Source organism: Enorma timonensis, assembly GCF_000321165.1.
GTDB lineage: Bacteria > Actinomycetota > Coriobacteriia > Coriobacteriales > Coriobacteriaceae > Enorma.
Genome location: NZ_CAPF01000014.1, coordinates 1 through 24,045, shown reverse-complemented (window position 1 = coordinate 24,045; position 24,045 = coordinate 1). Strand labels below are relative to the sequence as shown.

Sequence of the window (24,045 nt, the reverse complement as noted above, 5' to 3'; positions counted from 1 at the left end):
CACACGGGCACACGAACGGCACCGAGCCGCCCGCGCGGGCGCACCCGCGGCACGCGCGAGCCCTTGTCCGCACCCGCCGCATGGCGCGCCGCGACTCTGGGCATACGGTTAGTAGCGCGGCGTTCCGTGCCGCGCACCAGATGAAAGGACACCCATGCATATCGTTGCCATCGCGGGATCGCTTCGCACGGGAAGCCTCAACCGCCAGCTCGCCGAGGAAGCCCAGCGTATCGTCGCCGAACTCGAGCCCGACGCCCGCTTCACCATCCTCGACTGGTCGGACGTGCCGATCTTCAACCAGGACATCGAGCACCCCGCGCCCGAGGCCGTGGCGCGCGTGCGCGCGGAGGTGCTCGCCGCCGACGGCGTCTGGTTCTTCACACCCGAGTACAACCACTTCTTCCCCGGTCCGCTCAAGAACCTGCTCGACTGGCTCTCGCGCCCAGTCGGTCCCAAGCAGGGGCAGGTGCTCGATAGCAAGCCCGCCGCGGTGAGCGGCATCTCGGCGGGCGGCACCGGTACCGCCGTGGCGCAGGATCACCTCGTGACACTCATTTCCTTCCTCAACATGCGCGTCATGAACAAGCCGCGCCTCACCGTGCCGAACGGCTTCACCAAGGTGCACGACGGCGTCCTCGAGCTCGGCGACTCCCTACCCTACCTCGAGCGGCAGGCGCAGGCGTTCATCGAGTTCATCCGCTAGATGGGAAGGCCGCGGGGACGATGGCGCCACCGCGGCCTTCGACTGGCTCACGAGCAGGAGAGGTGCACGGCGAAGCCCGCGATGTCCTCGTTGAAGTAGACGAGCTTCGTGGAGCCGTCCGGGTTGAGGGCGCGCAAGTCCTCGTTGATCGTGAGCCCGCGGGAGCGGAAGTACGCCTCGGCGGCGGGCACATTGTTCACCGCCAGCCCGATATGGCCCTTCTCACCGCGCCCGCATCCCTTCATGACCTCGATGAGCGTGTCGTTGAAGATGGAGATGGGCGTGTCGTGCCGCTCCAAGCCGAAGAGAGCCTCGATGAGCGCCGCCGTGCGCTCGGCCTCCGCAGCATCCGCGGCGTTGATGCCGATGTGCGCGATATGCATATCGAACGCCTCGACGGGGTTGACCTGATCTTCCGCCATGCAAAACCTCCCCTGTTCACGTGATGCCCTGCTCAGCGCCCCTCGCCCAGCAAACGGGCATCGACCTCGTCCGGTGCGTACACGGGCACGCCGTGCTCCTTGAGGAGCGCGGTGAACACGCCATCACCGGGAACGAGCTTTCCGGTAAACGAACCATCGTAGATGAGCCCCGCCCCGCACGATGGGCTGCGCGGCTGGAGCACCGCGGCATCGATACCGCCGGCCGCCTCGATGCGCGCGAGCTCGGCCGCGGCACCCGAGCGGAACGCGGCGTCCACGCTCGCGCCGAATTCGTCCACGACCCTGCCAGCAGAGATCTCAGAGCGCGGGCGCGGCACGGGCAGGCCGCCCGCGACCTCGGGGCACACCGGGACGACCGTGCACCCCTGCGCGTGGAGCGCCTCGATGAGCGCAACGTCACGGTTGCTCCCGCCATTGTACTTGCAGCGCTCGCCCAGAAGGCAGGCGCTCACCGCGACCCGCATGGTTCGGCCAAACGAAACGCAGAGGCGCGCTCTACGCGTTGAGCTTCTCGCCGCACGACATGCAGAAGGCGTCGCCGGGGTTCACCGGGGCACCGCACTTCGGGCACACGGGACCGGTGGGAGCTGCGGGGGCGGGAGCTGCGGGCGCAGGCGCCTGCGCGCCCGATGCCGCCATGATCTCGGCCATGGACTTGCCGCAGCCGGCGCAGAACATGTCGGACGCGCTGATGCGCGTATGGCAGAACGGGCACACGACGACGGTCGCGGCCTGCTGCGAGGCGGCGTTCTGGCGCTCGATCTCGTCGAGCTGCGCCTGGAGGGACGCGCGCTCAGCGTCGATCTGCGCGATGCCGTCGAAGAGCTGCTCGCGCCCGGTGCGGAACGCGGGGTCATCCTTCGTGGCCTCGTAGAGGCTCGCACCGAGCTGCGCGGCGAGCTGCTGGCGGCGCTTCATGGCGTCATTCATCTGGTTCTTGATCTTGAGGGTCTCGACGCCGCGGTTTGCCCCCGCGACGCCGCGATTCAGCGAAGCCTGAACATCATCGAGAAAGCCCATCGTTCCACCTTTTCGAATGCGTGCGAACAGTACCGGCCGTGCGGCGCGCGCCGTGCGGACACCCCGAATATACCACCTGATACGGAGAAACTCGATGGCGGCCGCACCGAGTTTCCCATTCCGTAGCGTACGGCGGATACCCCACGTGCAGAAGCGCCGCCCGCGGAAAACGCCGCCGGCGTCACGACTCCTTGATGCGCAGGTAGATCGCGCGGGCTCCCGCGGTGTTCGCGCGCTCGTCGAACTCGTAGACGCCCATCGACTTCAGGAAGGGACTGAGCTTGCGGTACCCGTAGTTGCGCACGTCGAAGTCGGATAGGCGCTTGGGCAGCTCGCTGCCCACGGTGCCCAGGAACACCCAGCCCTCCTCGTCGGAGAACTGGTCGATGATGGCGTCGACGGCGGAGCGGATGCGCTTCATATGGCGACGGCGCGTAGTGCGCGAAAGCTCGCTGAACTCCACATCGCCGCGCTCGGGCGCCGACGCGGCGTCCCCCTGTTCACCGCCGCGGTCACCCGGGGTGCGGCGGGCGCGCGCAGAGGCCTCGGGGGCGTGCTCGGCGCTCGCGGCGACGGCCTCCTTCGCCTTCGTGGGGCTGCCCGCGCGCTTGGATGCTTGAGCGGGCTTCTCGGCCTTCTCTTGCTTGTCGGCCTTGTCGGCCTTCTTCGCGGGCGTCCGCTCCTTCTGGGCGCGCTTGCGCGCGGGTGCGTCGGCTGCATCGTCCTCGGCGTCTGCGTCATCGTCTTCCGCGCGGCGCGCCGCGAAGAGCAGGTCGAGGTACTTGAACTGGTTGCAGGCCGAGATGAACGGCTCGGGGGTCTTCTGCTCGCCCATGCCGATGACCTGCATGCCGCTCTCGCGCAGGCGGGCGGCGAGCCGCGTGAAGTCGGAGTCGGAGCTCACGATGGCGAAGCCGTCGACGTTGCCCGAGTAAAGGATGTCCATCGCGTCGATGATCATCGCCGAATCCGTCGAGCTCTTGCCGTACGTGTAGCTGTACTGCTGCATGGGGATGATCGAGTTGTCGAGCAGGCAGCCCTTCCACGAGGCGAGCCGCTGGCTCGTCCAGTCCCCGTAGATGCGCTTGTACGTGGCGATTCCGGAGTTCGCCACCTCGTCGAGGATGATCTTGATGTACTTCGGCGCGATGTTATCCGCGTCGATGAGAATCGCGAAGCGCAGGTCGCGTTGGGTATCGGTTGCCATGGGTGCCTTTCTGGTCAGGGTTTCGGGCATGCGCCCGCTAATTTATGATACCCAGAACAGGAAGGCATGCTGTCCGAGCTGCCTGTACTCGCAGGGCGAACGCAGCTTGGGCAGCATGCCCTCATTCGAACGCATGGTTCGACAAGCGAAACGCTCAGCCTATGTTCGGCCTACGAATCACTCCGGGCCGCCAGACCGGCTTCACCTGGGTCGACAGCAATGTCCATCACCGTGTTGCCCCCGGCATCCTTCACTTTGTAACCCGGATACACAGCGGGATCATATGACGACCAGACGCAGGGGCCGTAGCCGTCGCCGCTCCCGTACCCGTCCTCGAACGTCGCCTGGACGTTATCCGTGGCAAGAATCTCGTCGTAGCTCATGGCATCATTGAGCGCGTCGGCACCGTACCCCGAGACGATGTTCGCCGAGCCGTCATCATCGAACTCAAACAGCTGGAACAGCGACTCTCCGTTGAGACTGAGCTCAACGTACCAGCGGCCTTCAAGCTCGCCCGATGCCGCGCCCTCCGGGAATTGAATGCGCATCGAAAGGCCGTCAACCGGCTGGCCGCTGCTCCCGTCCACGATGTCCGCGACCTTCCAGATCGTACCCAGCTCGTCAAGCGTCGGCGTTTCCGGGCTGTTACCAAGCCTTCCCGATTACCTCGCATCGTCCAGATCGATATGTACTTTCATCACGACGATACCATCCGAGTCGATGACCTCGAACCGGCCATCTCCCGTCGAGCGCCACGTGCAGGGGCCGTAGCCGCCGTGTTCGTCATCGTAATCCCCGCCCTCTAGCGTCATCTCGATATCCAGAGAATCGCTTGCCAAGATCTCGTCATAGGTGAGGCCTCGGTCGATGACGCCTCCGCCTGATCCGCTCACCCATCTCGCCCTGCCATCTTCATCGAATTCCCGAATCACGAACTCAATTGTGCTCTTGCCCCCCTGCGCCACCCGCAACCTCAGACTCGAAATACCAGCGACCTTCGACCTCACCCGCGGCAGCACCAGCAGGAAACTGGACGCGTATATTGGAATGATGTTGCGGCCAAGCGACGAATCTGTCATCGAGCGCTTCGAGATTCTCGACCTTCCAGATCGTTCCTTGATCGTTCGAGCCATCCTCGCGCAGCACGCCTTCGTACAAGGGTATGAACGTTCTTCCCGCATCCCCCAAGTCGCCAAGCTGGATAATCGTCTCACCATCGTCACCGTCGAGGATCCTATAGCTGAAACCATACGCCATGACATCGTTGAACGTGAACGTACCGTTCGGAAGCGTAGCTGTGGCGGCGGTATTGCCCGACCAGAGCGAAACGAATGCTGAAGCCGCAACGACCAGCACAAGCACAATGCCTCCGATAACAAGGGGGGGACGGAGTCGGCGCGGAAGAGACGCCTCCGAACCGACAGTCGATGCAGCCCGCGGGCGCTCTGAAATACCCTGCCTCGTTTGCGAAGCTGCTTCCGAAGCAAGCTGAGCACCGCACTCTGGGCAGAACCTTGAATCCTCTGGCAGCTTTGCACCACATGTACGGCAAAACATAGTGGCTCCCCCTCATACAAACCAACCAACGCTTTTCACCTATCATGCAGCGTGCCAGCGCGATGTATCAACCTTGTCCGCCTAGACCCCCTGCTGATTGTATCCGTCTGACGCGGTTTTACAGAATGCCCGGCCGAGGCAGGGCATTCGAGGATTATCCGAACACAGACGGATATATCGACGGGGGCGGGAGCGGAAGAGCCTTACGCCGCGGGTTTCGGCGACATGAGCAGGTTCTCCCGCTTCGAGAGCGTCACGGACTCGTCGCCCATGATGGTCTCCTTCTTACTATCAGTGACCCGTGCTCACAGATGCGTTCATAATCCACTCCCCATCCTCATCGCGAATCTCGTAGTCACCGGCGTTGCCTTCATCCCAGGTGCATGAGCCGTAGCCGCCGTTTCCGTAGCCGTCGTCCAACGTCGCCTGGACATCCATCGTGCGCATGATCTCGTCATAGTCCATGGCGTCATCTATCACGCCGGTACCCGTGCCGAGTACCCAATGAACGGATCCGTCGGCGTCGAATTCGCGCAGGGCGAACACGGTTTCGCCATCCCGCTCTACCTCAACGTACCAACGTCCCTCGAGCTCTCCCGAAGACGCTCCCTCCGGGAATTGCAGGCGGACGACGGTCGAATCCGGCTGCCCGTCCGCATCCACAAGGTTCGCGACCTTCCAGATTTTGCCGAGCTCGTTCGAGCCGTCCTCCTCAAGTGTTCCCGTGAACATCGTGGGATAGGAGCCTGAGGTCTCGTCATACGTGAGCAGCTCGATAACCTGGTCGCCGCCCTCTTGCTCGATGCGGTAGTTGAAGCCGAACGCGTTATCTTGGAAGGTGAAGAAGCCGTTCGGGAGCCTCCCATCGCGGCCGAGCACGCCCGTCGCGAAGAGGACGGCCACCACGATGGCAGCCACCGCCACCACGGCGATGCCGCCGATGATGAGCGGCTTGCGCGAGCGCTTCGGCGCGGGCTGCGCAGTCGCGGATGCCGGGTTGGGCGCGGCCCCGGTGCCAGCCAGTTCGGGCACCGGCCCCGCGCTTGGGGTGGACGCCGCCGCGACCGGCTCAGCTTCGGGCTGCTCAGGCTTCGGCGCGCCCGCCACCTCGGCGCCGCACCCCGGGCAGAACCTCGACCCTTCAGGTAGCTCCCTGCCGCACTTGGAACAGAACATGGCGACCTCCCATCTCGAGCCTTCGCTCCCTCCATGATGGAAGCGCGCAGCGCCCATCGCAAGCGCACGCGACAGGAATTAACGAACGTCCCTCTCGTCGACGTCTACCCGGTCCGTGACGTGATCGTCTCGCTCGTCTCGGCGCTCCTCGACAGAATCGGGAACACCGTGATCGATACGACCACGGCCAAACGCAACAGCGACGACACGACCCCCAACAAGGACGCCTAACGCGCCCCTCAACCCCAATATATCCCGTCACCCCGCCTCTGCATGCCGCCAAAGCCGACGGGAGATAACGCTTTGCCCCGCCCCCAGGCATATCCGTCTGGCGCAGTTCCGCAGAAAAGCCCGCCAAAGGCGGGCTTTTCGAGGACTGTCTGAGCACAGACGGATATGCCTGGGGGCGGGGCGTATGCGCGCTCTTACTCCGCCGGCTTCGGCGGCATGAGCGGGTTCTCCCGCTTCAGGAGCGTCATGAACTCCTGGCCGGTGATCGTCTCCTTCTTATACAGGTAGCGCGCGAGCTCATGCAGCTTGAACTTGTTCTCCTTCAAGATCTGCAGCGCGCGGGCATGCGCCTCCTCGATGAGCTTGCGCACATCCTCGTCGACCCGCTCGGCGGTACCCGGGGCGCAGGTGAGCGACGTATCCTGCGAGAGGTAGGCGTTCTGCACCGTGCCCAGCGCCATCATGCCGAACTCCGAGGACATGCCGAAGCGCGTGATCATGTTGCGCGCGAGCTTCGTGGCCTGCTCGATGTCGTTGGCGGCACCGGTGGTCATCTCGTTGAAGATGAGCTCCTCGGCCGCACGGCCGCCGCAGTACACGGCGAGCTTGTCGAGCGCCTCCTGGCGCGTGGTGAGGAACTTCTCGTCCTCCTCCACCTGCATGGTGTAGCCGAGCGCACCGGAGGTGCGGGGCACGATAGTGATCTTCGTGACCGGCGCGCCCTCCTTCATGCTCGCCGCGACGATGGCGTGGCCGATCTCGTGGTAGGACACGACCTGCTTCTCGTGGTCGGAAAGCACGGTGGACTTGCGCTGCTGGCCGGCGATGACGACCTCAACCGATTCCTCGAAGTCCTCCTGCGTGGCGCGGGTACGGCCCTGGCGCACGGCGCGGAGCGCGCCTTCATTGATGATGTTCGCCAGGTCGGCGCCCGAGGCGCCCGGCGTGGCGCGCGCGATGGCGGTGAGGTCGATGGGCGGCTGGATCTTCACGTCCTTGGCATGGAGCTCCAGGATGGCCTTGCGGCCGGCGAGGTCCGGCAGCTCGACGGGGATGCGCCGATCGAAGCGGCCGGGGCGCAGGAGCGCCGGGTCGAGCGAATCGGGGCGGTTCGTGGCGGCGAGCACCACGATGCCCTTGTGGTTGTCGAAGCCGTCCATCTCCGTGAGAAGCTGGTTCAGCGTCTGCTCGCGCTCGTCGTTCGTGGAAAGCCCCTGGTCGCGGCGCTTACCCACGGCGTCGATCTCGTCGATGAACACGATGCAGGGCGCCTTCTCGTTCGCCTGCTTGAAGAGGTCGCGCACCTTCGCGGCGCCGCGGCCCACGAACATCTCGACGAACTCGGAACCCGAGATGCTGAAGAACGGCACGCCCGCCTCGCCGGCGACCGCCTTGGCGAGCAGCGTCTTACCGGTGCCCGGAGGGCCCACGAGCAAGGCGCCGCGCGGCAGGCGCGCGCCGATGTCCTCGTAGCGCTTGGGGTTCTCGAGGAAGTCCACGACCTCCTTGAGCGATTCCTTGGCCTCCTCCTGGCCGGCGACGTCCTTGAAGGTCACGCCGACGTCCTTGGAGGCGACGATGCGAGCGCCGCTCTTACCGAGCCCGCCGCCCATGCCTCCGCCGAAGCCGCCGCTGCCGAAGTTCATGCTCGGGCCGTCATCGCCCATGGCCTTCTTCATGCGGCGGTTGAGCCACCAGCCGATGCCGAAGAAGATGAGGAGCGGCACGCCGAGCGTGAGCAGGTAATACGTCCAGATGCTCGAGTCGGTGTTGGGGATGATGACATCGAGCGAGGCGCCCGCGTCCATGATGCGGTCGGTGAGGCCCGAGTCGTTCGGCATCACCGTGCACTGGTACGCGACGCTCCCGTCGCCGCCCTTCATGGTGTAGAGCGCCGTGTAGTCGCCCTCCGTGTACTGGACCGCATCGACCTTCTTGGCCTCGAGGTCGTTCAGGAACTGGCTGTAATCCACGTCCTCGATCTGCACCTGGCGCGCCATGTTCGGGAACAGCAGCGTGTTCAGCACGAGGTACACCACGAGCGCGATCAGGACGTAGAGGATCATGTTCCGTCTACGTTTATGGTCATCCATCTCCATGGGTGAAACTCCATCCATCCGACTTGCAGTGATAGTAAGATACCCAACGGTACCACCGCTAATCAAAAAAGTTTACCGCACCGGGAGGGGGCACGGTCCATGCTGAGACGCAAGCAGGCGCACACCGCCGCAGCATCGCTCGACGTGACGGAGGGCGTCATCTGGCAGCAGCTCCTGCTGCTGTGCGTCCCCATCTTCCTGAGCTCCTTCTTCCAGCAGGCGCATGCCCTCATCAACACGTTCATCTTGGGGCAGTTCGGCGGGAAGCTCGCGCTTGGCGGCGTACAGGCGTGCGCCTCGCTCTTCGAGCTCGCCATCGGCTTCTCGGTGGGCGTGGGCGCCGGGTGCGCCGTCATCTCCGGGCAGTTCTTCGGCAGCCGCGACGACGAGCGGCTCTCGCGCTCCATCCACACCGCCATGACCCTCGCGCTCGCGGGCGGGCTCGCCATCTCGGTCGCCGGCGTGGCCTTCACGCCCCACATCCTCGCCGCCATGGGCACGCCCGCCGACCTCATGCCCGAGGCCGTGCCCTATGCCCGCTGCTACGCCGCCGCCATGGTGTGCTCGCTCGTGCTCAACATGGGCTCGGCGCTGCTGCGCTCCGTGGGCGACACGCGCACCCCGGCGATGATCATCGCGAGCGGCTGCGTCATCAACGCCGCGCTCGACATTCTCTTCGTGGCGGTGCTCCATCTGGAGGCGCTCGGATGCGGCCTCGCAACCGCCCTCACGCTCACGGTGAACGCGGCCTTCATGACGCGCCGGCTCATGCGCGCCCAGGGCGCGTGGCGGCTCGACCTGCGGCGCTTGAGGATCGACGGCCGCATCTGCCGCAGCATGCTCGCCACGGGGCTCCCGCTCGGCATCCAGTCCTCGGTCTACTCGTTCTCGAACATCATCCTGCAGTCGACCGTGAACACGTTCGGCACCGATGCCGTCACCGGCTGGGGGCTCTCGAGCCGCCTCGACGCCATCGTGTGGATGGTCACCGAAGCGCTCGGGGTCTCGGTGACGACGTTCGCCGCGCAGAACTTCGGCGCGCGCAACTACGAGCGCATGCGGCGCGGCTACCATACCTCGCTCGCCATCACGGTCGCACTCGTGGGAAGCCTCTCGGCGCTCCTCGTCGCCTTCGTGGGGCCGCTATCGCGCATCTTCATCGACGACCCGGCCGTGACCGCCTACACCACGACGATGATCCACTTCATCGCGCCGTTCTACCTGTTCTATTCCATCGTAGACAACACCTCGGGCGCGATCCGCGGGTCGGGCGAGAGCCTGCGACCGATGCTGCTCACGATCCTCGGCACCGTGGTCTTCCGCCTCATCTGGCTGCTCGCCGTGGTTCCGCTCCACCACAGCATCGAGACCATGCTCATGGTGTACCCGGTGACGTGGATCCTCACCGCGATCCTGTTCGTCGCCTACCATCACTGGGGCGGATGGCTGCACCTCGCCGAGAAGCGCGCGGAGCGGCGCGAGCTCGCGATCTAGCGCAGGCGGCGCCGGGAAGATAATACGAGAGGCACGACGCAGGGTGGGTCGCTCACGCGAGCCCCGCCGTTACGCATAGCGTCCGTGCTGGTAGTGGTAGCTGTTCGTCGCGTGGGGGCAGAGCTGCCAGAACGCCACGGCCGACGCCGCGGCCACGTTGAGCGAATCCACGCCGCGCGCCATGGGAATGCGGATCGTGAGGTCGCAGCCCTCGATCGTGCGCGCGGAGAGGCCGTCGCCCTCCGTGCCCATGAAGAGCGCGAGGCGGTCGATCTCGACGAGCGACGGGTCATCAAGCGAGCGCGAGTCGTCGGCGAGCGCCATCGCCGCGCAGGAGAACCCCGCCTCATGCAGCACCGAAAGGCCGTCGGCCGGCCACGCGCGCGCCGTGGTGCCCAGGCGCGTCCACGGGACCTGGAAGACCGTCCCCATGGAGACGCGCACCGCACGGCGGTACAGGGGGTCGCAGCACGTGGGGCTCACGAGGATGCCGTCGACGTTGAGCGCCGCCGCGCTGCGGAAGATCGCGCCCACGTTCGTGTGGTCGACGATGCCCTCGAGCACGCAGACGCGCACCGGGCGGCCATCCGCGCGCGCGACGAGCCCGTCCAGGAAGGCGCGCGCATCCGGCATAGCCGGGCGGCGGAACGCCGCGAGCGCGCCCCGTGTCACGTTGAACCCGGTGAGCTCCTCCATGAGCTCCATGGGTGCGATGAAGGCCGGCACGTCGAGGCCGGGGCACTCCACCTCGAGGTCGTGGAAGACCGGCGTGAACTGCTCGAGCCAGCGCTCCCCCATGAGGAAGCTCACCGGCTCGAGCCCGGCGGCGAGCGCGCGCTCGATCACCTTGGCGCTCTCGGCGATGAAGATGCCCTTCTCGGGCTCGAGGACGCTTCTGAGCTGCCGTTCGGTGAGGCGCGCGTACGCGTCGAGACGCGAATCTCCGAGGTCTGCGATGTATTGAACCTGAACCATGCCACTCCCCATGTAAAATTACCCCAGGGGTTATTTTACATGCCCTGCTCGTAGGTCACGAAGTCGTACGCCATACCCGCGTCGCCCTCGCCCGGCTCCACCACATGGCCGCCGTCCGTTGCGGCGATGTGCCAGGCCGGGTCCTCGTCGAGGTTCGGGAAGAACGCGTCCGCGGGGCGCGTGCAGCGGTTCTTGGTCACCACGACCGCGCAGCACAGGGGCAGCAGCTGCCGGTACACCTCGGCGCCGCCGATGACCCAGGCCTCGTCCTCCCCCGCCACGGCAGCGAGCGCCTCGTCAACGGAATGCACGACCTCGACGCCTTCGCGCGCGAACGCCGCATCCCGCGTGAGCACGATATTGCGGCGGTCCTTGAGCGGCTTGCCCCCGGGGAAGCTCTCCAGGGTCTTGCGACCCATGATGACCGCGTGCCCCGAGGTGCAGCGCACGAAATGCCGCATGTCCGCGCGGTTCGTGACGAGCATGTCCCCGTCGCGGCCGATGCCCCAGTCGTCGCACACCGCGACGATGGCCTTCAATCTACACTGCAATGGGGATTCCCTTCACCTGCGGTCCGGTCTGATAATCCTCGACGATGAGGTCGTCGGTCGTGAAATCGTAGAAGTTCTTGACCGCGGGGTTGAGCGACACCTTCGGCGCGGGGTACTGCGGGCGCTGGATGAGCTCGCGCACGATGTCCACGTGACGGTCGTAGATGTGCGCGTCCACGATGACGTGCAGAAGCTCGCCCGCCACCATGTCCACGCACTGCGCGACCATCATGAGCAGGATCGCGTACTGGCACACGTTCCAGTTGTTAGCCGCGAGGATGTCCTGGCTGCGCTGCATGAGGCACATGTTGAGCGTGGGGCGCTCGTCGCCCGCGCCCTGCGTGACGTTGTAGGTGACGCTATACGCGCAGGGGTAGAGGTGCATCTCGGAAAGGTCGGCGAAGGTGTACATGTTCGTCATGATGCGCCGCGAGAACGGGGTATGCGTGAGGTCGTAGAGCACGCGGTCCATCTGGTCGAAGTCGCCCTCGGGGTAGTGCGACTTCTGGGCGATCTGGTAGCCGTAGGCCTTGCCGATGGAGCCCGTCTCGTCCGCCCACTCGTCCCAGATATGGGAGTGCAGGTCGTGGATGTTGTTCGATTTGCGCTGGTAGATCCAGAGGATCTCGTCCATGGCCGATTTCAGTGCCGTACGGCGCAGCGTGAGCGCCGGGAACTCCTCGCGCAGGTCGTAGCGAGCGGTCACGCCGAAGTTCTTGATGGTGTAGGCGGGCGTGCCGTCCTCCCAGCGCGGGCGCACCTTCTCGCCCTCGGTCGTGGTGCCGTGCTCGAGAATGTCCGTGCACATCTTCACGAACAGCTGGTCCGCCTTGCTCATGGCGCCTCCCCATCCCACCGAATGCTTGCGGAACCCATTCTAAAGCAAGGCGACGCGTTGCGCGCGAACGCTCGCCAGGCGCACACAATGGCGTGCCGCGGCCGCGCAACCATGTTCGAGCCCCGAATCTGTGTGGGATTCCAAGCAGCCGAAGTAGAGCCGCATGTTAGGTGAACGCGAACTGGGGTTTTGTCCTCAGATTCTGGCGGCTACTCGAGGTGTTCTCATTTCCACACAGTATCGAGGCTCGAACCTATCTGAAGCCCAGTCGCAAGCACGAAACAGGGCGCCACCGGACGGCCTCCCGCCCGATGACGCCCCGAAAACGCTCCCCTTGGCACACGAAAACCTCGCGCGCACTCGTTACGCCGGCGCGAGGCCGTCCTCTCCCTCGTCGACGGGAGCCTCGTCCCGTCCGAACCCCACGATGACATCGATGAGCGGCGACGAGATGAACACCGTCACGAGCGAGAACGCGATCTTCGTCACGGGGATGTAGGACAGCGAGAGCAGAAGCACCGAAAGGTCGCTGAAGAGGTAGCAGCGCGCGAGCTTGAGCCCGGTGAGCTTATGGATGGAGAGCGCGAGCGCATCGTCGCCGCCGGCAGACGCATTGCTGCGCACCACAAGCCCGGCGCCCACGCCAATGAAGATGCCGCCCGCGATGGCCGCGAGCAGCGGATACGCTGAGAGGTCGGGGAACAGGTGCGGCAGGTGCTCCCACAGGGCATAGAAAAGCGCGAGCAGCACGCTCGCCACGGCCGACCAGCCCAGGAAGCCGGCGCCGAGCACGAAGAACCCGAGGATGTAGCAGACCGCGTCGAGCAGCGGCGAGGCGATGGAGGCATCGATACCGAACCAATGGTTGAGCAGGAGGATGCCGCCGAGCACGCCACCCTCGGTGATCCCCACCACCTGGTGGATGTTATGCATGCCAAAGGTGAGGATCGCGCAGCCGAGCGCGATGGTCGCGAAGCGCCGCAGCAGCTCGCGCGGGCTCGCCGTCGCCCGAAATTCCTTCAATTTCCGTTGTGCCGTCCTCAATACCCGGGAGAACATGGTTCTCACTCCATCAATCAATCGCTTCGTCCCTAACCGAGTGGATAGGGTAAACTCTGGTACGATACCAGGGTCAAGCGACCAACGTGGAGGCCTCATGGATTCACCGCGCATCAAGGACAGCTATACCATCAGCGAGGTCTCGCGGCTCTTCGGCATCGGCATCGATTCGCTGCGCTACTACGAGCGCCTCGGCATCCTCGCGCCGGCGCGGGCGGCGAACGGCTACCGCATCTACAGCCTCTCGGACATGTACAAGCTCGCCTGCATCAAGGAGCTCAGGAACCTCGGGCTCGGCATGGATGCGATCGGCGCATACCTCGACCGGCAGGACCTCGAGAGCACCGAGCGCCTGATCGCCGACGAGACGCGCCTCATCGAGCAGCAGATCGCGAGCCTTACGGAGCGCAAGGCGGCGCTTGCCGAGCGGCAGGCGCGCCTCGATGCCGCCCGCGACGCCGTGACCGGCGAGGTCACCGTCGAACACATGCCGCTCCGCCGTTGCGTGCAGCTCTCCGGCCGGCTCGAGCGCGACGAGGAGATGGACCTCTTCATCTCGCGCCTCCATCGCCGCTACGACGAGCAGCTGCCCCTGCTGGGCACAATGACGGTCGGCGCGTTCTTCGACCGCGACGCGCTTGCCGCCGGCCGCGCGGACGTGTTCGGATCCGTGTTCTTCGTCATCGACGACGCTCAAGTGCCCTGCGACTTCGAGCTGCCCGCCGGGCGCTACCTCACCTACCGCTATCGCGGCCCCTATGCGCAGGATGCCGTGGCGTTGCAGCGGCTCGCGGAAGCGCGCGGCACGGACGGCCTCTGCGCGGACGCCTCCCCCTTCGAGATCTACGAGATCGACAACCGCGACACCGTGCGCGAGGACGAGTTCCTCACGCGCGTCGAAATTCTTCAAGCAGCCGAATAGCCCGCAGAACGGCGCACACGATACGCACTAGGATGCGTCCAGTCCTTCGAGGGCGACGGTGAGCGCCGACTGCGCCCGGACGAGTCGCTCGGTATCCCAGGAGACGTTCTCCCAGGGGTCGTCGCTGTCGAGATCGATGGGTATCCAGACCCACTGGTCGACGTGCTCCACTCCCGGCGCGTTGGTGAGAAACGCGCGCAGCCCCCACTGGTAGGAATCATCCGGCGGCGAGTCCATCACCACGACCCACCACGTCTCCCCGTCTTGCATCCCCTCGCCGACCTCGACCTGCACGGCACGGGTCGGAGTGCCGAAGTAGATGTCCATCTCCTCGAGCAAGCCGTCATCCAAGGGCTCGCAGGACATGGACTGCATGATTGACGCATCGGGAGCAATGGGCGCAGATTGGCTGGATTGCTCGGAACTCACGCGCTCGGCCACATCGTCTGCCGCTTGCATCGCGGTCGAACCGAACGCGTCGGCGATGATGAACGAAGACATCTTGGGGAAGGAATGCACCACGCCATGCGACGCGGGCGCCGACGAGCAGCCTGCAAGGGCGAGCATCAAGAACAGAACGACGAGACCCTTCACCGCAATCCCTCCCTCAAGAACACATGGGAGATGCACCCAGCATAGTGCATCTCCCATGCGCGTCATATAGCAAATAGCTACCGAGAGGAAGGAACCCCTAGAACTTCTTGCCCTTCATCTGCTGCTCCATGGCGCGGAGCATGTCCATGTCCGCGTTCCCGGAGCCGCCGCCCATGCCGGCGAAGTGGCTGCCGCCACCGAAGCCGGGCATGGCGCCCATCCCGGGCATGCCGGGCATGCGCATCTTCTTGCCCTTCTTCCCCTTCTTGCCCTTCTTGCCGCCCTGGGCCTGCTGCGTCATCGCGCGCATCTTGCCCATCATCTTGTTCATCTCGCCCCACTGCTTCATGAGGTTGTTCACATCGGTGGGGGTGGTGCCGGAACCGCGCGCGATGCGGGCGCGGCGCTGGCCGTTGATGATCGAGGGCTTCAGGCGCTCCTTGGCGGTCATGGACTGGATCATGGCCTCGATCTTGTCGAGCATCGACTCGTCGAAGTTGCCGCCCATCTGGTTGAGCATGCGCTGGCCGCCGGGCAGCATGCCGATGAGCGACTTCATGCCGCCCATCTTCTTGAGCATGCGCATCTGGTCGAGGAGGTCGTTCATGGTGAGGCCGTCGCGCAGCATGCGCTCGGCGTCCTCGAGCTTCTGGGCGTCCGCGACCTCCTGCGCCTTCTCGATGATGCCCACCACGTCGCCCATGCCGAGGATGCGCTTGGCCATGCGGTCGGGGCTGAAGACCTCGAGCGAGTCGGGCTTCTCGCCCATCGACACGAACTTGATGGGCTTGCCGGTCACGGCGCGGACGGAGAGCGCGCCGCCGCCGCGGGCGTCGCCGTCGAGCTTGGAGATGATGACGCCGTCGAAATCCGTGCGCTCAGCAAAGGTCGAGACGACGTTCACGATATCCTGGCCGGTCATGGCATCGACGACCATGAGCACCTGGTCGGGTTTCACGGCGCGCTTGATGTCGACGGCCTCTTGCATCATCTGCTCGTCGATCTGCAGACGGCCGGCGGTGTCAACGATCACCACGTCGCGCATATGGTCGACCGCCTCGCGGATGGCTCCCTGGGCGATCTCGACCGGGTGCTGGCCATCGCCGCGGAACACCGGCACGCCGATCTCGCCACCGAGCGTGGCGAGCTGATCGGCTGCGGCGGGACGGTAGACGTCGCACGCCGCGAGGAGCGGGCTCTTACCCTGCTTCTTGAGCAGGTAGGCAAGCTTCACCGCCGCAGTGGTCTTACCAGAGCCCTGCAGACCCACGAGCATGATGACGTTGGGAATGCGGCTCGAGAGCACGAGCTTGCTCTCCGTGGAACCGAGAAGCTCGATGAGCTGGTCGAGCACGATGCGCACGACGTTTTGCGCCGGTGTGAGCGACTCGAGCACCTCAGCGGTGAGGCAGCGCTCCTTCGTGGCGGCGACGAAATCCTTCACGACCTTGAAGTTCACGTCCGCCTCGAGCAGCGCCATACGGATGTCGCGCATCGCGCTCGTGATATCGGCCTCGGTGAGCTTGCCCTTGCCGCGCAGGCGGTCGAAGGTGTCGTTCAGGCGGTCGGAGAGGTTGTTGAACATGAGGGCTCCTATCGTATGACACCCGACGTCCCGGCGTCCTGAACCGTCCCCTGCTCAAACAGTCCTCGCGCTGCGCGCTGCGGAACTCGCGATGGATGGTTCAGGACGCCGGTCCGCGACGGGAGATACGTACTCGCGGCGAATATGCAGATGCTAGTATTGTACCGCAGGGATGCTTCAAAAGGGGACGGGTACATAACGTTGCCTTTTGCGGTGTTTGGGGACAGGCTTCGGCATAGGAGCCATTAGTGGTTTCATTTTAGATTGGATTGGATAAGGGTTTTTATGGAGTAAAGATCGAAACTTTTACTGGGATAATGCTCATTCTGCCGTCTACCAACCTATAGCATCCGTTCACCGGTATTAATTTCAGCATAAGACATATAGCTCTAACTGGTATTAAGATTCAAGACAACGTATGCATACGAAACTAATTCAAGGAGGTCTTCAGACTCAAGGAGGCACATATGCCCTCAATCACACGCAGGTCGTTTATTGCAACGGGAACGGCGGGTATGGCTATGGCGCTCGCAGGTTGCTCGTCTGGCGCTGCGACAGGTTCGCAGGAGACTCCCTCAAGTAATGTAGCGGCAACTCAAATGATCGTTGTCGAAGGCTTTGATTGGGGCCCGAACGTTACAAAAACGGTGATCGACTTTGGCAGCGAAATCGATCCCGAGACTGTGGGTGCCGCAGCATTCACCGTCTCCGATCGTCGACAAGACTATGTCGACGACCCCGATGCTGAGGACGGCGTAGGGGTGGTTGAGCACGAACGCACGGTAACCGATGCCTATCCCAGCGACGAAAAGGGCAATAAGGTCGAAGAGGCATCTCGCTACATCACGCTGGATATGACGGTTGGACCTTCCGATGGCAATTGCCAGATCTGGCTCGACTCGAAGAGCATGAACTTCTGGAGCGACCCCTATGAGCTCAACATCGCGCTCAGCGAGGATGCCGGTCTCGCATTTGCGGACGGAACGCCCGTAGAGACGCTCGAAGTTTCCACCGAAGGACTCATCGATTCCATGTACTGCCCCGTCATGGACCAGTATTCAAGCGAATCCTTCGAAGCAAGCGACGGTACCGCGCTTACCTACGCCTCCTTCGAGCCGGAAGCGGACGATCAAAAGCATCCTCTCGTCGTCTGGCTCCACGGTGCAGGCGGCGGTGGCACCGATGTGAGAATGGCGGTCTATGACACCAAGTGCACGTCGCTTGTTCAAGACGATTTCCAAGGCACCATGAATGGCGCGTACATCCTCATTCCGCAATGCGACGGCTTCTGGCTCCAATATGACGGCATGGGAGACGCTGATGTCCTCGACAATCCCGGTACGGATTCGATCTGGAAGCCCGCCGTCTTGGAGCTCATCGATTCCTATGTCGAAGAGCGCCCCGACATCGACCCCGGTCGCATCCTGGTAGGCGGTTGCTCGAACGGTGGCTACCTCACGCTCGACCTCGTTTTCGAGCGCCCGGACTATTTCGCCGCCGCCTTCCCCATCAGCGAGGCGTACAAGGATTCCGGTATTACCGACGAAATGATCGAGTCGGTCAAGGACATCCCGATGTGGTTCGTCTACACGCATGCAGACATCGTGGTCGACCCCACCATCTACGAAGATCCTACGATCGAGCGCCTCGAGGCAGCAGGAGCTACCGATCTGCACGTCTCGGCATACGACGACGCAACGATTCTCAATGGTGAATTCGCGGGATATACCTTTGAGCAGGGCCACGAGGCATGGATTTACTTCTTCAACGGCGAATGCACCGATGAAAACGGTCTCGACATGTGGGACTGGCTTGCGAGCGCTGCAAAGTAACGCCTCATAATCCACCGGACGCAATGAAGTGCGGGGTGCACGCATCACACGTGCACCCCGCACTCACGCCAGCCATCGGGGACGGGGGTTATTGGCTGGCGGCTTTGTCGGCTCGCCGGTTGGTTCGCCAGCCAATAACCCCCGTCCCCGATGGCTGGCGAAGACGCACCGCTTACGCTCCTACGAGGGCGCGGCAGAAGTCGTGGGCATCGAACTCTTGCAGGTCCTCGATACGCTCCCCTACGCCCACACGGTAGATGGGAAGGCCGAGCTTAGAGGACACGGCGAGCGCGATGCCGCCCTTGGCGGTGCCGTCGAGCTTCGTCAAGATGATGCCGTCGAGGCCGAGTGCCTCGTTGAACTCAAGTGCCTGGTTGAGGCCGTTTTGTCCGGTACCGGCATCGATTACCAGCACGACACGTACGGGCATGGGGCCGGCAGCGCACTTCTCCGCGCGCTTGCGCGTGACATTCACGACCTTTGCAAGCTCGCGCATAAGGTCGCTCGAGGTGTGCAGGCGCCCCGCCGTATCGATGAGCACGAGGTCGGCGTTCTGCTTGTCGGCCTCATCGAGCACGTCATAGCACACGCTCGCGGGGTCGGAGCCGCGGTCGCGCTTCACCACGGGCACCCCCGCACGCTGGCCCCACACATCGAGCTGTTCGATAGCGGCAGCGCGGAACGTGTCGGCCGAACCGATCACCACACGCTTGCCCGCCTCGTGCGCGGCGCTCGCGATCTTTCCCACGGTCGTCGTCTTGCCGGCGCCGTTGATCCCAACGAAGAGCACGCATGAGGGAGTCTCGCGAAACGGATCGACCTCGATGGACGTGAAGCGCTGCTCGAGTTTATCGGCGAGCGCCTCACGGAGCTGGTCGGCGGTCTTCAGGTTCTTGCGCGCGGCAAGGTCGCGCAGATCGTCCGAGACGTCCATGGCGATCTCGGCACCCATGTCGCCCATGACGAGCGTATCCTCGAGCTCTTCCCAGAAATCTTCGGTGACCTCGCCGCCGAAGTAGAAGAGCTCGTTGATGGCCTCGCGGCTGCGCTCGAGCCCGCGCGCGAGCGCGTCAAACAATCCCATTATGCATCCACGACCTTTCCTGTTGCGCGGTCGAGCTTCTGGCTCACCACACGGCTCACGCCGTCTGCCTGCATCGATACACCGTAGAGCACGTCAGCGTCCTCCATGGTGCGCCGCTGGTGCGACACCACCAAAAGCTGCGTGGAGCGGCGCAGCACATCGATGGCGTCGAGCAGCTTGGAGAGATTCGAATCGTCGAGAGCGGCCTCGACCTCGTCGAGCACATAGAACGGCACCGTACGCGTGCGGTACACGGCGAAGAGCAGCGCGAGCGCCGTGAGGCTCTTCTCGCCACCGCTCATAAGCGTCATCTTCGTGATGCGCTTGCCGCGGGGCTGAGCCACCACCTCGATGCCGGTCTCGCTCGGATGTTCGGGGTCGGTCATCTCGAGATGCGCCTGACCTCCCGGGAAGAGCATGGCGAAGACCTCGCGGAAGTTCTCGTCGACCTTCTCGAAGGTGGTAAGGAAGGCGGTGCGCATCTTGCGATCGATCGCAGCGCTGATCTTCGTGAGCGACTTGCGCGCCGCCTCGAGATCGGCGAGCTGGGCGGCGATGTAGTCCGCGCGCTCGCGCAGGCGCTCATATTCCTCCATAGCGACCTGGTTCACCGGACCTAAGTTGTTGATCTGGCGCACGAGGTCTTGCAGCTCGCGCATGCACGCATCGCGATCTTCGGGCTCCGGCAGCATGAGCGCTTCTTCGAGCACCGTCGTGCCGTCGGCCGTGATGGCCTGAATCGCGCTTTCCACCTGCACCTCGAGCTTGCCGCGTTCAACCTGCACGGAACTCTGGGCAGACATCGCTTCGTCGACCTCCGCCTTCGCAGCGGCAACCTCGGTCTTGGCGTCCTCGATGGTCTTCTTGAGCGAAGCGGAATCGGCCTCCTCAAGCGATGCCTGGTCGCGCAAGCGCGCCGCCCACTCCGTCGCGCGCTCGGATAGCGCGGTGTAACGATCGTGTAGCGGGTCAACGCGTAGACGCAGCACCTCGAGCGAACGAGCCGCCTGCGTCGTGGCACGGATACGGCGATCGAGTCCCTCGAGGCGCCGCTCGAGTTCGGGCACGCGACCCTCGAGCGAGCGGACGCGCTCCGAAGCCTGGGCACGGCGGACGCGGGCGTCGCCAAGCTTGGTGGCAGCTTCCGCATCCTCGCGACGCAGACGATCGAGCTCATCGGTTGCTTCAGCGATTTCCTGGGCGAGCTCACCGGCCTTCGCCCGTGCCTCATCGCGGGCGCGCTCGAGCTCCTCGGCGCGCGGGGCGGCGGCGCGTGCCTGCTCGGCAACCTCCGCACGTCGCCGCTCGAGCTTCGAATACTCGGCCTGCGTGCTCACGAGCGACTGCTCGAGTCTGCCCGTCTCCTCACGAGCGGAACGAAGCTCACCCTCGAGCTGGGCGATCTCGCCTGCAGCATCGCGCTCCGCAGCTCGTGCCACATCGAGCGCACGCTGGCCTTCCACCACGCGCGCCGAAGCCTCATCGAAAACCGTGGAAAGATCGGGCTCGATATCATCGAGCTCGCGGATGCGGCGCTTGCGCTCAAGGATGCCCGCAGACGAATCCGCCTGCTTGCCCAGGCGAACGACGCCGCTCGCACCCACGCGCGCCCCATCCCGGCTCACGTAGACGACGCCGGGGACAACGGGGGCAGCGAGCGCTTCCACGAGCGAATCGACGAGATAGACATGGCCGAGAAGCGACGAAACAGCCTCAAAATAACCCTCGCGTACGCGAATGAGGTCCAAAAGGCGGCTTCCGGCGGCGTCGGGAACGGCATATGCACCGGCGCTATCCCGCGCGATGAGCGTGGCGGTACCCGAAACGTCCTCCTGGCACAGGCCTGCCTCCCCTGCCGCACGCATGCGCTCGCGGTTGTCGAACACGAGCGCCTCGACATCGCTTGCAAGCAGCTGCTCGACAAGTTCTTCAAGCTCTGCAGGCACCTCGATCACATCGCCGAGACGCGCTTGCACGTCGAGCCGGTCATCGCGTGCGAGCGCGGCGGCGAGCGCCGAGGACTCCCCCATGCGCTCGTCGAGGCGCTTCAAGCTCGCGAGCTCGGAGCGCACCTCGGAAAGGCGGCCGCGCGCCTCGGTTTCCTTCGCACGGAGCTCCTCGAGCGCGCGCTCGGCGCTGCCGCTCGTCTCACGAGCCTCGTCGAGATCAGCCCGCGCGGAAGCGAGCAGCTCCTCGAGCTCCTCGATACGGCGTCGGCGCGCCTCAAGCGAAGCCCTCACGTTATCCGCGCCCTCCTGGATCTGCTCCAGGCGCGAGGCGAACATGGAATCTTCCAGTTCAGCATTGGAAAGCGCCTCGCGCGCGCGGGCGAGTCCGAGCGTGGCATCGTCTGCGGCGCGCTGCGCCTGGCGCTGTTCGCGCGTCGAGGTGGCGATGCGTTCGTCGAGCTCCAAGCGGCGCTCATGGGACGCCCGCGCGGCGGGCTCGAGCTGCGCCACGTCGTCTTCAGCCACAGCAAGCGCAGCCCGAACCTCGTCGAGCGCGGCACGCGCCTGCTCGAGATCCTCGCTCACACGGCGGCGCTGGTGCTCAGAGCCAGAAAGGGTGCCGCGCATCTCGGAGAGACGGCTCACCATGTTGTGACCCTTCTCCTCCAAAAGGCGCATGTCGGAGCCCAGGCGACCGATGATGTCCTGCATTCGCCGGCGCTGCTCACCGAGGTCGCCCACAAAGAGGCCTTTCTCCTCAAGCAGCACCTGGAGCTTCTCGAGCTCCCGCTCCTTCTCCGCTAAACGAAAGCGCGCGAGCTCGAGGGCAGCATCGCACTCCTTGGCGCGGTGCTCGCAGCCCTCCCATTCGCCACGCAGGCGCCTAAGCTCGTCCACCGCAAGGATGCGGGTGAGCTCGTTGGCGCGCTCGGTGAGGTCGCGGTGACGCCGGGCACGATCCACTTGGCGCTCGAGCGGACGAAGCTGGCGCGTGATCTCGCGACTGATGTCACGGGCACGCGTGAGGTGCTCGTCCATTGATTTGATCTTGCGAGCGGCGCGTTCCTTGCGGCGCTTGTGTTTCGAAATGCCCGCCGCCTCCTCGATGAGCGCGCGACGCTCCTCCGGCCGGCTCTGCAGGATGGAATCGAGCTTGCCCTGGGAGATGATGGAGTGGGTGTCCTTGCCCAAGCCAGAATCGTGCAAGATATCTTGGATATCCATGAGACGACAGGGGCTCTGGTTGATGAGGTACTCGCTCTCTCCGGAACGATACATGCGGCGTGTGATGGCGACCTCGTTGAAATCGACGGGCAGCACGTGATCCGAGTTGTCGAGGACGAGCGTGACCTCTGCCACGCCCACGGGCTTGCGCGCCGACGAACCGGAGAAGATGACGTCCTCCATGGCCTGACCGCGAAGCTGTTTGGCGCTTTGCTCTCCCAGTACCCAAAGGATTGCGTCTGAGATGTTCGATTTACCCGAACCGTTGGGGCCGACGATGACCGTGAGGCCGGGTTCGAACGACATGTGGGCGCGGTCAGCGAACGACTTGAAGCCCTTCAGGGTGAGTGACTTGAGGTACACGGCCGCCCCTTACTTGAACTTCTTATTGAGAATGACGCCGCCGGTGGTATAGCCCATGCGCTCAAGGGCATCAAGCGCCGCAGCGGCTTCCGCCTCTTTCTTGGAGGAACCCGTCCCCTTGCCCTGGCGCGCGCCGTCGACGAGCACCACGGCGGTGAATACGGGCTCGTGCGCAGGGCCGGAGGTATCGACGAGCTTGTAGGCAGGCGACACCTTATGGTCTCGCTGCACGCATTCCTGCAGGTAAGACTTGGGGTTGGTGGGATGCTCGGCGCGATCGGCGGCAAGGTGCGGCTTTAAGGTGCGTATGATGAACGCCTCTGCTGCCTCCCAGCCGCCGTCGAGGAAGAGAGCTCCCACAAGCGACTCGTAAACGTTCTCGAGCGCGGAGTAAAGGCCGCGGGCACCGGTGCCGGTCTCGGAGGCGCCGAAGATGATGCAGGTGTCGATGCCGAGCTCGCGGCCGACCTCGGAAAGCGTCACGCCGGAAACGAGCGAGACCTTGAGGCGCGTGAGACGACCTTCATCGAACTGGGGATAACTCTTGTAGAGCGCGAGCGCCACGACAGAACCCAGGATCGAGTCGCCGAGGAACTCGAGCCGCTCGTACGAGGCGTCGACCGGCTGGCCCTCCACGGCGGACGGGTGGGTGATGGCGCTCTGCAGAAGGTCGCGGTCACGGAACTCGTGGCCGCAGATCTCCTGCGCGAGCGCGAGCTTCTCGGAAATGCGCAAGGCCTATGCCCCCTGCTGCGTGGCCACGATGGCGTCGATCGCGTCGGACATGGACGCGATCGAGAGCAGGCGCTCCTCGTCCATCTCGATGTCGAACTCATCCTCGATGGCGGTCACGAGCTGCAGGCGCTCGAGCGAGTTGGCGTCCAGGTCGTCGAAGGTGGTCTCCTCGGTGATCGAATCGACGTCGATGCCGAGCACGTCGCTCGCGATGTCGGCGACCTTTTGGAACATCTCGGTGCGGTCCATGTTGCTTCTCCTCTCGTCGCCGGAATCCCGGCGTGGATGGTCTCCCTCGATTCTACCCCATGGCAGGAACTCCTGCTGAGTCAATGGAGCCATTGGGGACGGGTTCAATTGACTCACTGAGACAATGGGGACTGCGGACGTTTTCCTGTACATCC

The 24,045-nt window shown here is 64.4% G+C and carries 24 protein-coding genes and 1 pseudogene; 5 read left to right on the top strand and 20 right to left on the bottom strand.

All coding sequences use genetic code 11. From position 1 onward, the window contains the following. Nucleotides 1–154: 154 nt before the first annotated feature. Entirely contained in the window at nucleotides 155–703 is a 549-nt protein-coding gene (locus BN423_RS01280; protein ID WP_019238471.1) for an NADPH-dependent FMN reductase, read from the top strand. Between the two features lie 47 nt (nucleotides 704–750). Here BN423_RS01280 and BN423_RS01275 read toward each other — a convergent pair whose 3' ends face one another. The 9 genes and pseudogenes from BN423_RS01275 to BN423_RS01245 form a co-directional block, all read right to left on the bottom strand. Continuing rightward, on the bottom strand, nucleotides 751–1,125 hold the full coding sequence (locus BN423_RS01275; protein WP_019238470.1) for a VOC family protein: 375 nt from the start codon (nucleotides 1,123–1,125) through the stop codon (nucleotides 751–753). Nucleotides 1,126–1,157: 32 nt separating this feature from the next. Beyond that, a complete protein-coding gene (locus tag BN423_RS01270; RefSeq protein ID WP_019238469.1) occupies nucleotides 1,158–1,610 on the bottom strand; it encodes a DUF523 domain-containing protein in 453 nt (150 codons plus the stop codon). A 31-nt stretch (nucleotides 1,611–1,641) separates the two neighbouring features. Next, nucleotides 1,642–2,166, bottom strand: coding sequence for a zinc ribbon domain-containing protein (locus BN423_RS01265; RefSeq protein WP_019238468.1), 525 nt, complete (start codon nucleotides 2,164–2,166; stop codon nucleotides 1,642–1,644). 181 nt (nucleotides 2,167–2,347) lie between these two features. Beyond that, a complete protein-coding gene (locus BN423_RS01260; protein WP_019238467.1) occupies nucleotides 2,348–3,373 on the bottom strand; it encodes an NYN domain-containing protein in 1,026 nt (341 codons plus the stop codon). A gap of 170 nt (nucleotides 3,374–3,543) precedes the next feature. Further along, entirely contained in the window at nucleotides 3,544–3,960 is a 417-nt protein-coding gene (locus tag BN423_RS01255) for a hypothetical protein (protein ID WP_019238466.1), read from the bottom strand. A 75-nt stretch (nucleotides 3,961–4,035) separates the two neighbouring features. Next, entirely contained in the window at nucleotides 4,036–4,338 is a 303-nt protein-coding gene (locus tag BN423_RS01250; RefSeq protein WP_232385461.1) for a hypothetical protein, read from the bottom strand. Further along, entirely contained in the window at nucleotides 4,310–4,735 is a 426-nt protein-coding gene (locus tag BN423_RS11735) for a hypothetical protein (RefSeq protein ID WP_232385460.1), read from the bottom strand. Before BN423_RS11735 ends, BN423_RS01250 begins: the two co-directional genes overlap by 29 nt. 129 nt (nucleotides 4,736–4,864) lie before the next feature. Then, a pseudogene (locus BN423_RS11905) lies at nucleotides 4,865–4,930 on the bottom strand (zinc-ribbon domain-containing protein); the annotation flags it as partial. Nucleotides 4,931–5,221: 291 nt separating this feature from the next. Next, a complete protein-coding gene (locus BN423_RS01245) occupies nucleotides 5,222–6,106 on the bottom strand; it encodes a zinc ribbon domain-containing protein (RefSeq protein ID WP_187367800.1) in 885 nt (294 codons plus the stop codon). A gap of 33 nt (nucleotides 6,107–6,139) precedes the next feature. On the opposite strand from BN423_RS01245, the gene BN423_RS11485 reads away from it, so the two are divergent. Beyond that, a complete protein-coding gene (locus BN423_RS11485) occupies nucleotides 6,140–6,337 on the top strand; it encodes a hypothetical protein (RefSeq protein WP_154820287.1) in 198 nt (65 codons plus the stop codon). 194 nt (nucleotides 6,338–6,531) lie between these two features. Here BN423_RS11485 and ftsH read toward each other — a convergent pair whose 3' ends face one another. Then, nucleotides 6,532–8,436, bottom strand: coding sequence for an ATP-dependent zinc metalloprotease FtsH (ftsH, locus tag BN423_RS01230; protein WP_026088977.1), 1,905 nt, complete (start codon nucleotides 8,434–8,436; stop codon nucleotides 6,532–6,534). Between the two features lie 99 nt (nucleotides 8,437–8,535). Between ftsH and BN423_RS01225 the strand changes: the two genes are divergently transcribed. After that, nucleotides 8,536–9,930 (top strand): MATE family efflux transporter, encoded by a 1,395-nt coding sequence (locus BN423_RS01225; protein WP_019238461.1) that lies wholly within the window; start codon nucleotides 8,536–8,538, stop codon nucleotides 9,928–9,930. A 69-nt stretch (nucleotides 9,931–9,999) separates the two neighbouring features. Here BN423_RS01225 and BN423_RS01220 read toward each other — a convergent pair whose 3' ends face one another. The 4 genes from BN423_RS01220 to BN423_RS01205 form a co-directional block, all read right to left on the bottom strand. Continuing rightward, nucleotides 10,000–10,905, bottom strand: a complete 906-nt coding sequence (locus tag BN423_RS01220) for a TrmH family RNA methyltransferase (protein ID WP_019238460.1) — start codon at nucleotides 10,903–10,905, stop codon at nucleotides 10,000–10,002. Nucleotides 10,906–10,940: 35 nt separating this feature from the next. After that, nucleotides 10,941–11,456, bottom strand: a complete 516-nt coding sequence (locus tag BN423_RS01215) for a dihydrofolate reductase (protein ID WP_262359003.1) — start codon at nucleotides 11,454–11,456, stop codon at nucleotides 10,941–10,943. After that, the gene (thyA, locus tag BN423_RS01210; protein ID WP_019238458.1) at nucleotides 11,446–12,294 is read right to left on the bottom strand and encodes a thymidylate synthase; all 849 of its coding nucleotides are present in this window, start codon (nucleotides 12,292–12,294) and stop codon (nucleotides 11,446–11,448) included. The genes BN423_RS01215 and thyA overlap by 11 nt, the downstream gene beginning before the upstream one ends. A gap of 363 nt (nucleotides 12,295–12,657) precedes the next feature. Continuing rightward, nucleotides 12,658–13,317, bottom strand: coding sequence for a YitT family protein (locus BN423_RS01205; RefSeq protein WP_019238457.1), 660 nt, complete (start codon nucleotides 13,315–13,317; stop codon nucleotides 12,658–12,660). A 133-nt stretch (nucleotides 13,318–13,450) separates the two neighbouring features. On the opposite strand from BN423_RS01205, the gene BN423_RS01200 reads away from it, so the two are divergent. Continuing rightward, entirely contained in the window at nucleotides 13,451–14,275 is an 825-nt protein-coding gene (locus BN423_RS01200; protein ID WP_019238456.1) for a MerR family transcriptional regulator, read from the top strand. A 27-nt stretch (nucleotides 14,276–14,302) separates the two neighbouring features. Here the strand turns inward: BN423_RS01200 and BN423_RS01195 are convergent, their stop codons facing one another. Then, on the bottom strand, nucleotides 14,303–14,869 hold the full coding sequence (locus tag BN423_RS01195; RefSeq protein ID WP_019238455.1) for a hypothetical protein: 567 nt from the start codon (nucleotides 14,867–14,869) through the stop codon (nucleotides 14,303–14,305). Between the two features lie 97 nt (nucleotides 14,870–14,966). Then, entirely contained in the window at nucleotides 14,967–16,454 is a 1,488-nt protein-coding gene (ffh, locus tag BN423_RS01190) for a signal recognition particle protein (protein WP_019238454.1), read from the bottom strand. A gap of 467 nt (nucleotides 16,455–16,921) precedes the next feature. On the opposite strand from ffh, the gene BN423_RS01185 reads away from it, so the two are divergent. Then, nucleotides 16,922–18,286 (top strand): hypothetical protein, encoded by a 1,365-nt coding sequence (locus BN423_RS01185; protein ID WP_232385459.1) that lies wholly within the window; start codon nucleotides 16,922–16,924, stop codon nucleotides 18,284–18,286. Nucleotides 18,287–18,458: 172 nt separating this feature from the next. On the opposite strand, the gene ftsY is transcribed toward BN423_RS01185, so the two are convergent. From ftsY to BN423_RS01165, 4 genes are read right to left on the bottom strand one after another with little or no spacing between them, the layout of a single operon-like run. Continuing rightward, nucleotides 18,459–19,370, bottom strand: a complete 912-nt coding sequence (ftsY, locus tag BN423_RS01180; RefSeq protein WP_019238452.1) for a signal recognition particle-docking protein FtsY — start codon at nucleotides 19,368–19,370, stop codon at nucleotides 18,459–18,461. Beyond that, on the bottom strand, nucleotides 19,370–22,906 hold the full coding sequence (smc, locus tag BN423_RS01175) for a chromosome segregation protein SMC (protein WP_019238451.1): 3,537 nt from the start codon (nucleotides 22,904–22,906) through the stop codon (nucleotides 19,370–19,372). The genes ftsY and smc overlap by 1 nt, the downstream gene beginning before the upstream one ends. Before the next feature lie 9 nt (nucleotides 22,907–22,915). Further along, nucleotides 22,916–23,641 (bottom strand): ribonuclease III, encoded by a 726-nt coding sequence (rnc, locus tag BN423_RS01170; RefSeq protein WP_019238450.1) that lies wholly within the window; start codon nucleotides 23,639–23,641, stop codon nucleotides 22,916–22,918. A gap of 3 nt (nucleotides 23,642–23,644) precedes the next feature. Further along, entirely contained in the window at nucleotides 23,645–23,890 is a 246-nt protein-coding gene (locus tag BN423_RS01165) for an acyl carrier protein (protein ID WP_019238449.1), read from the bottom strand. Between the last annotated feature and the right edge of the window lie 155 nt (nucleotides 23,891–24,045).

What these genes read in the sequence shown, in the direction of transcription:
- BN423_RS01280 (WP_019238471.1), top strand. Translation starts at nt 155, where the DNA reads ATGCATATCGTTGCCATCGCGGGATCGCTTCGCACGGGAAGCCTCAAC.
- BN423_RS01275 (WP_019238470.1), bottom strand. Translation starts at nt 1,125, where the DNA reads ATGGCGGAAGATCAGGTCAACCCCGTCGAGGCGTTCGATATGCATATC.
- BN423_RS01270 (WP_019238469.1), bottom strand. Translation starts at nt 1,610, where the DNA reads ATGCGGGTCGCGGTGAGCGCCTGCCTTCTGGGCGAGCGCTGCAAGTAC.
- BN423_RS01265 (WP_019238468.1), bottom strand. Translation starts at nt 2,166, where the DNA reads ATGGGCTTTCTCGATGATGTTCAGGCTTCGCTGAATCGCGGCGTCGCG.
- BN423_RS01260 (WP_019238467.1), bottom strand. Translation starts at nt 3,373, where the DNA reads ATGGCAACCGATACCCAACGCGACCTGCGCTTCGCGATTCTCATCGAC.
- BN423_RS01245 (WP_187367800.1), bottom strand. Translation starts at nt 6,106, where the DNA reads ATGTTCTGTTCCAAGTGCGGCAGGGAGCTACCTGAAGGGTCGAGGTTC.
- BN423_RS11485 (WP_154820287.1), top strand. Translation starts at nt 6,140, where the DNA reads ATGATGGAAGCGCGCAGCGCCCATCGCAAGCGCACGCGACAGGAATTA.
- ftsH (WP_026088977.1), bottom strand. Translation starts at nt 8,436, where the DNA reads ATGGAGATGGATGACCATAAACGTAGACGGAACATGATCCTCTACGTC.
- BN423_RS01225 (WP_019238461.1), top strand. Translation starts at nt 8,536, where the DNA reads ATGCTGAGACGCAAGCAGGCGCACACCGCCGCAGCATCGCTCGACGTG.
- BN423_RS01220 (WP_019238460.1), bottom strand. Translation starts at nt 10,905, where the DNA reads ATGGTTCAGGTTCAATACATCGCAGACCTCGGAGATTCGCGTCTCGAC.
- thyA (WP_019238458.1), bottom strand. Translation starts at nt 12,294, where the DNA reads ATGAGCAAGGCGGACCAGCTGTTCGTGAAGATGTGCACGGACATTCTC.
- BN423_RS01200 (WP_019238456.1), top strand. Translation starts at nt 13,451, where the DNA reads ATGGATTCACCGCGCATCAAGGACAGCTATACCATCAGCGAGGTCTCG.
- ffh (WP_019238454.1), bottom strand. Translation starts at nt 16,454, where the DNA reads ATGTTCAACAACCTCTCCGACCGCCTGAACGACACCTTCGACCGCCTG.
- BN423_RS01185 (WP_232385459.1), top strand. Translation starts at nt 16,922, where the DNA reads ATGCCCTCAATCACACGCAGGTCGTTTATTGCAACGGGAACGGCGGGT.
- ftsY (WP_019238452.1), bottom strand. Translation starts at nt 19,370, where the DNA reads ATGGGATTGTTTGACGCGCTCGCGCGCGGGCTCGAGCGCAGCCGCGAG.
- BN423_RS01165 (WP_019238449.1), bottom strand. Translation starts at nt 23,890, where the DNA reads ATGGACCGCACCGAGATGTTCCAAAAGGTCGCCGACATCGCGAGCGAC.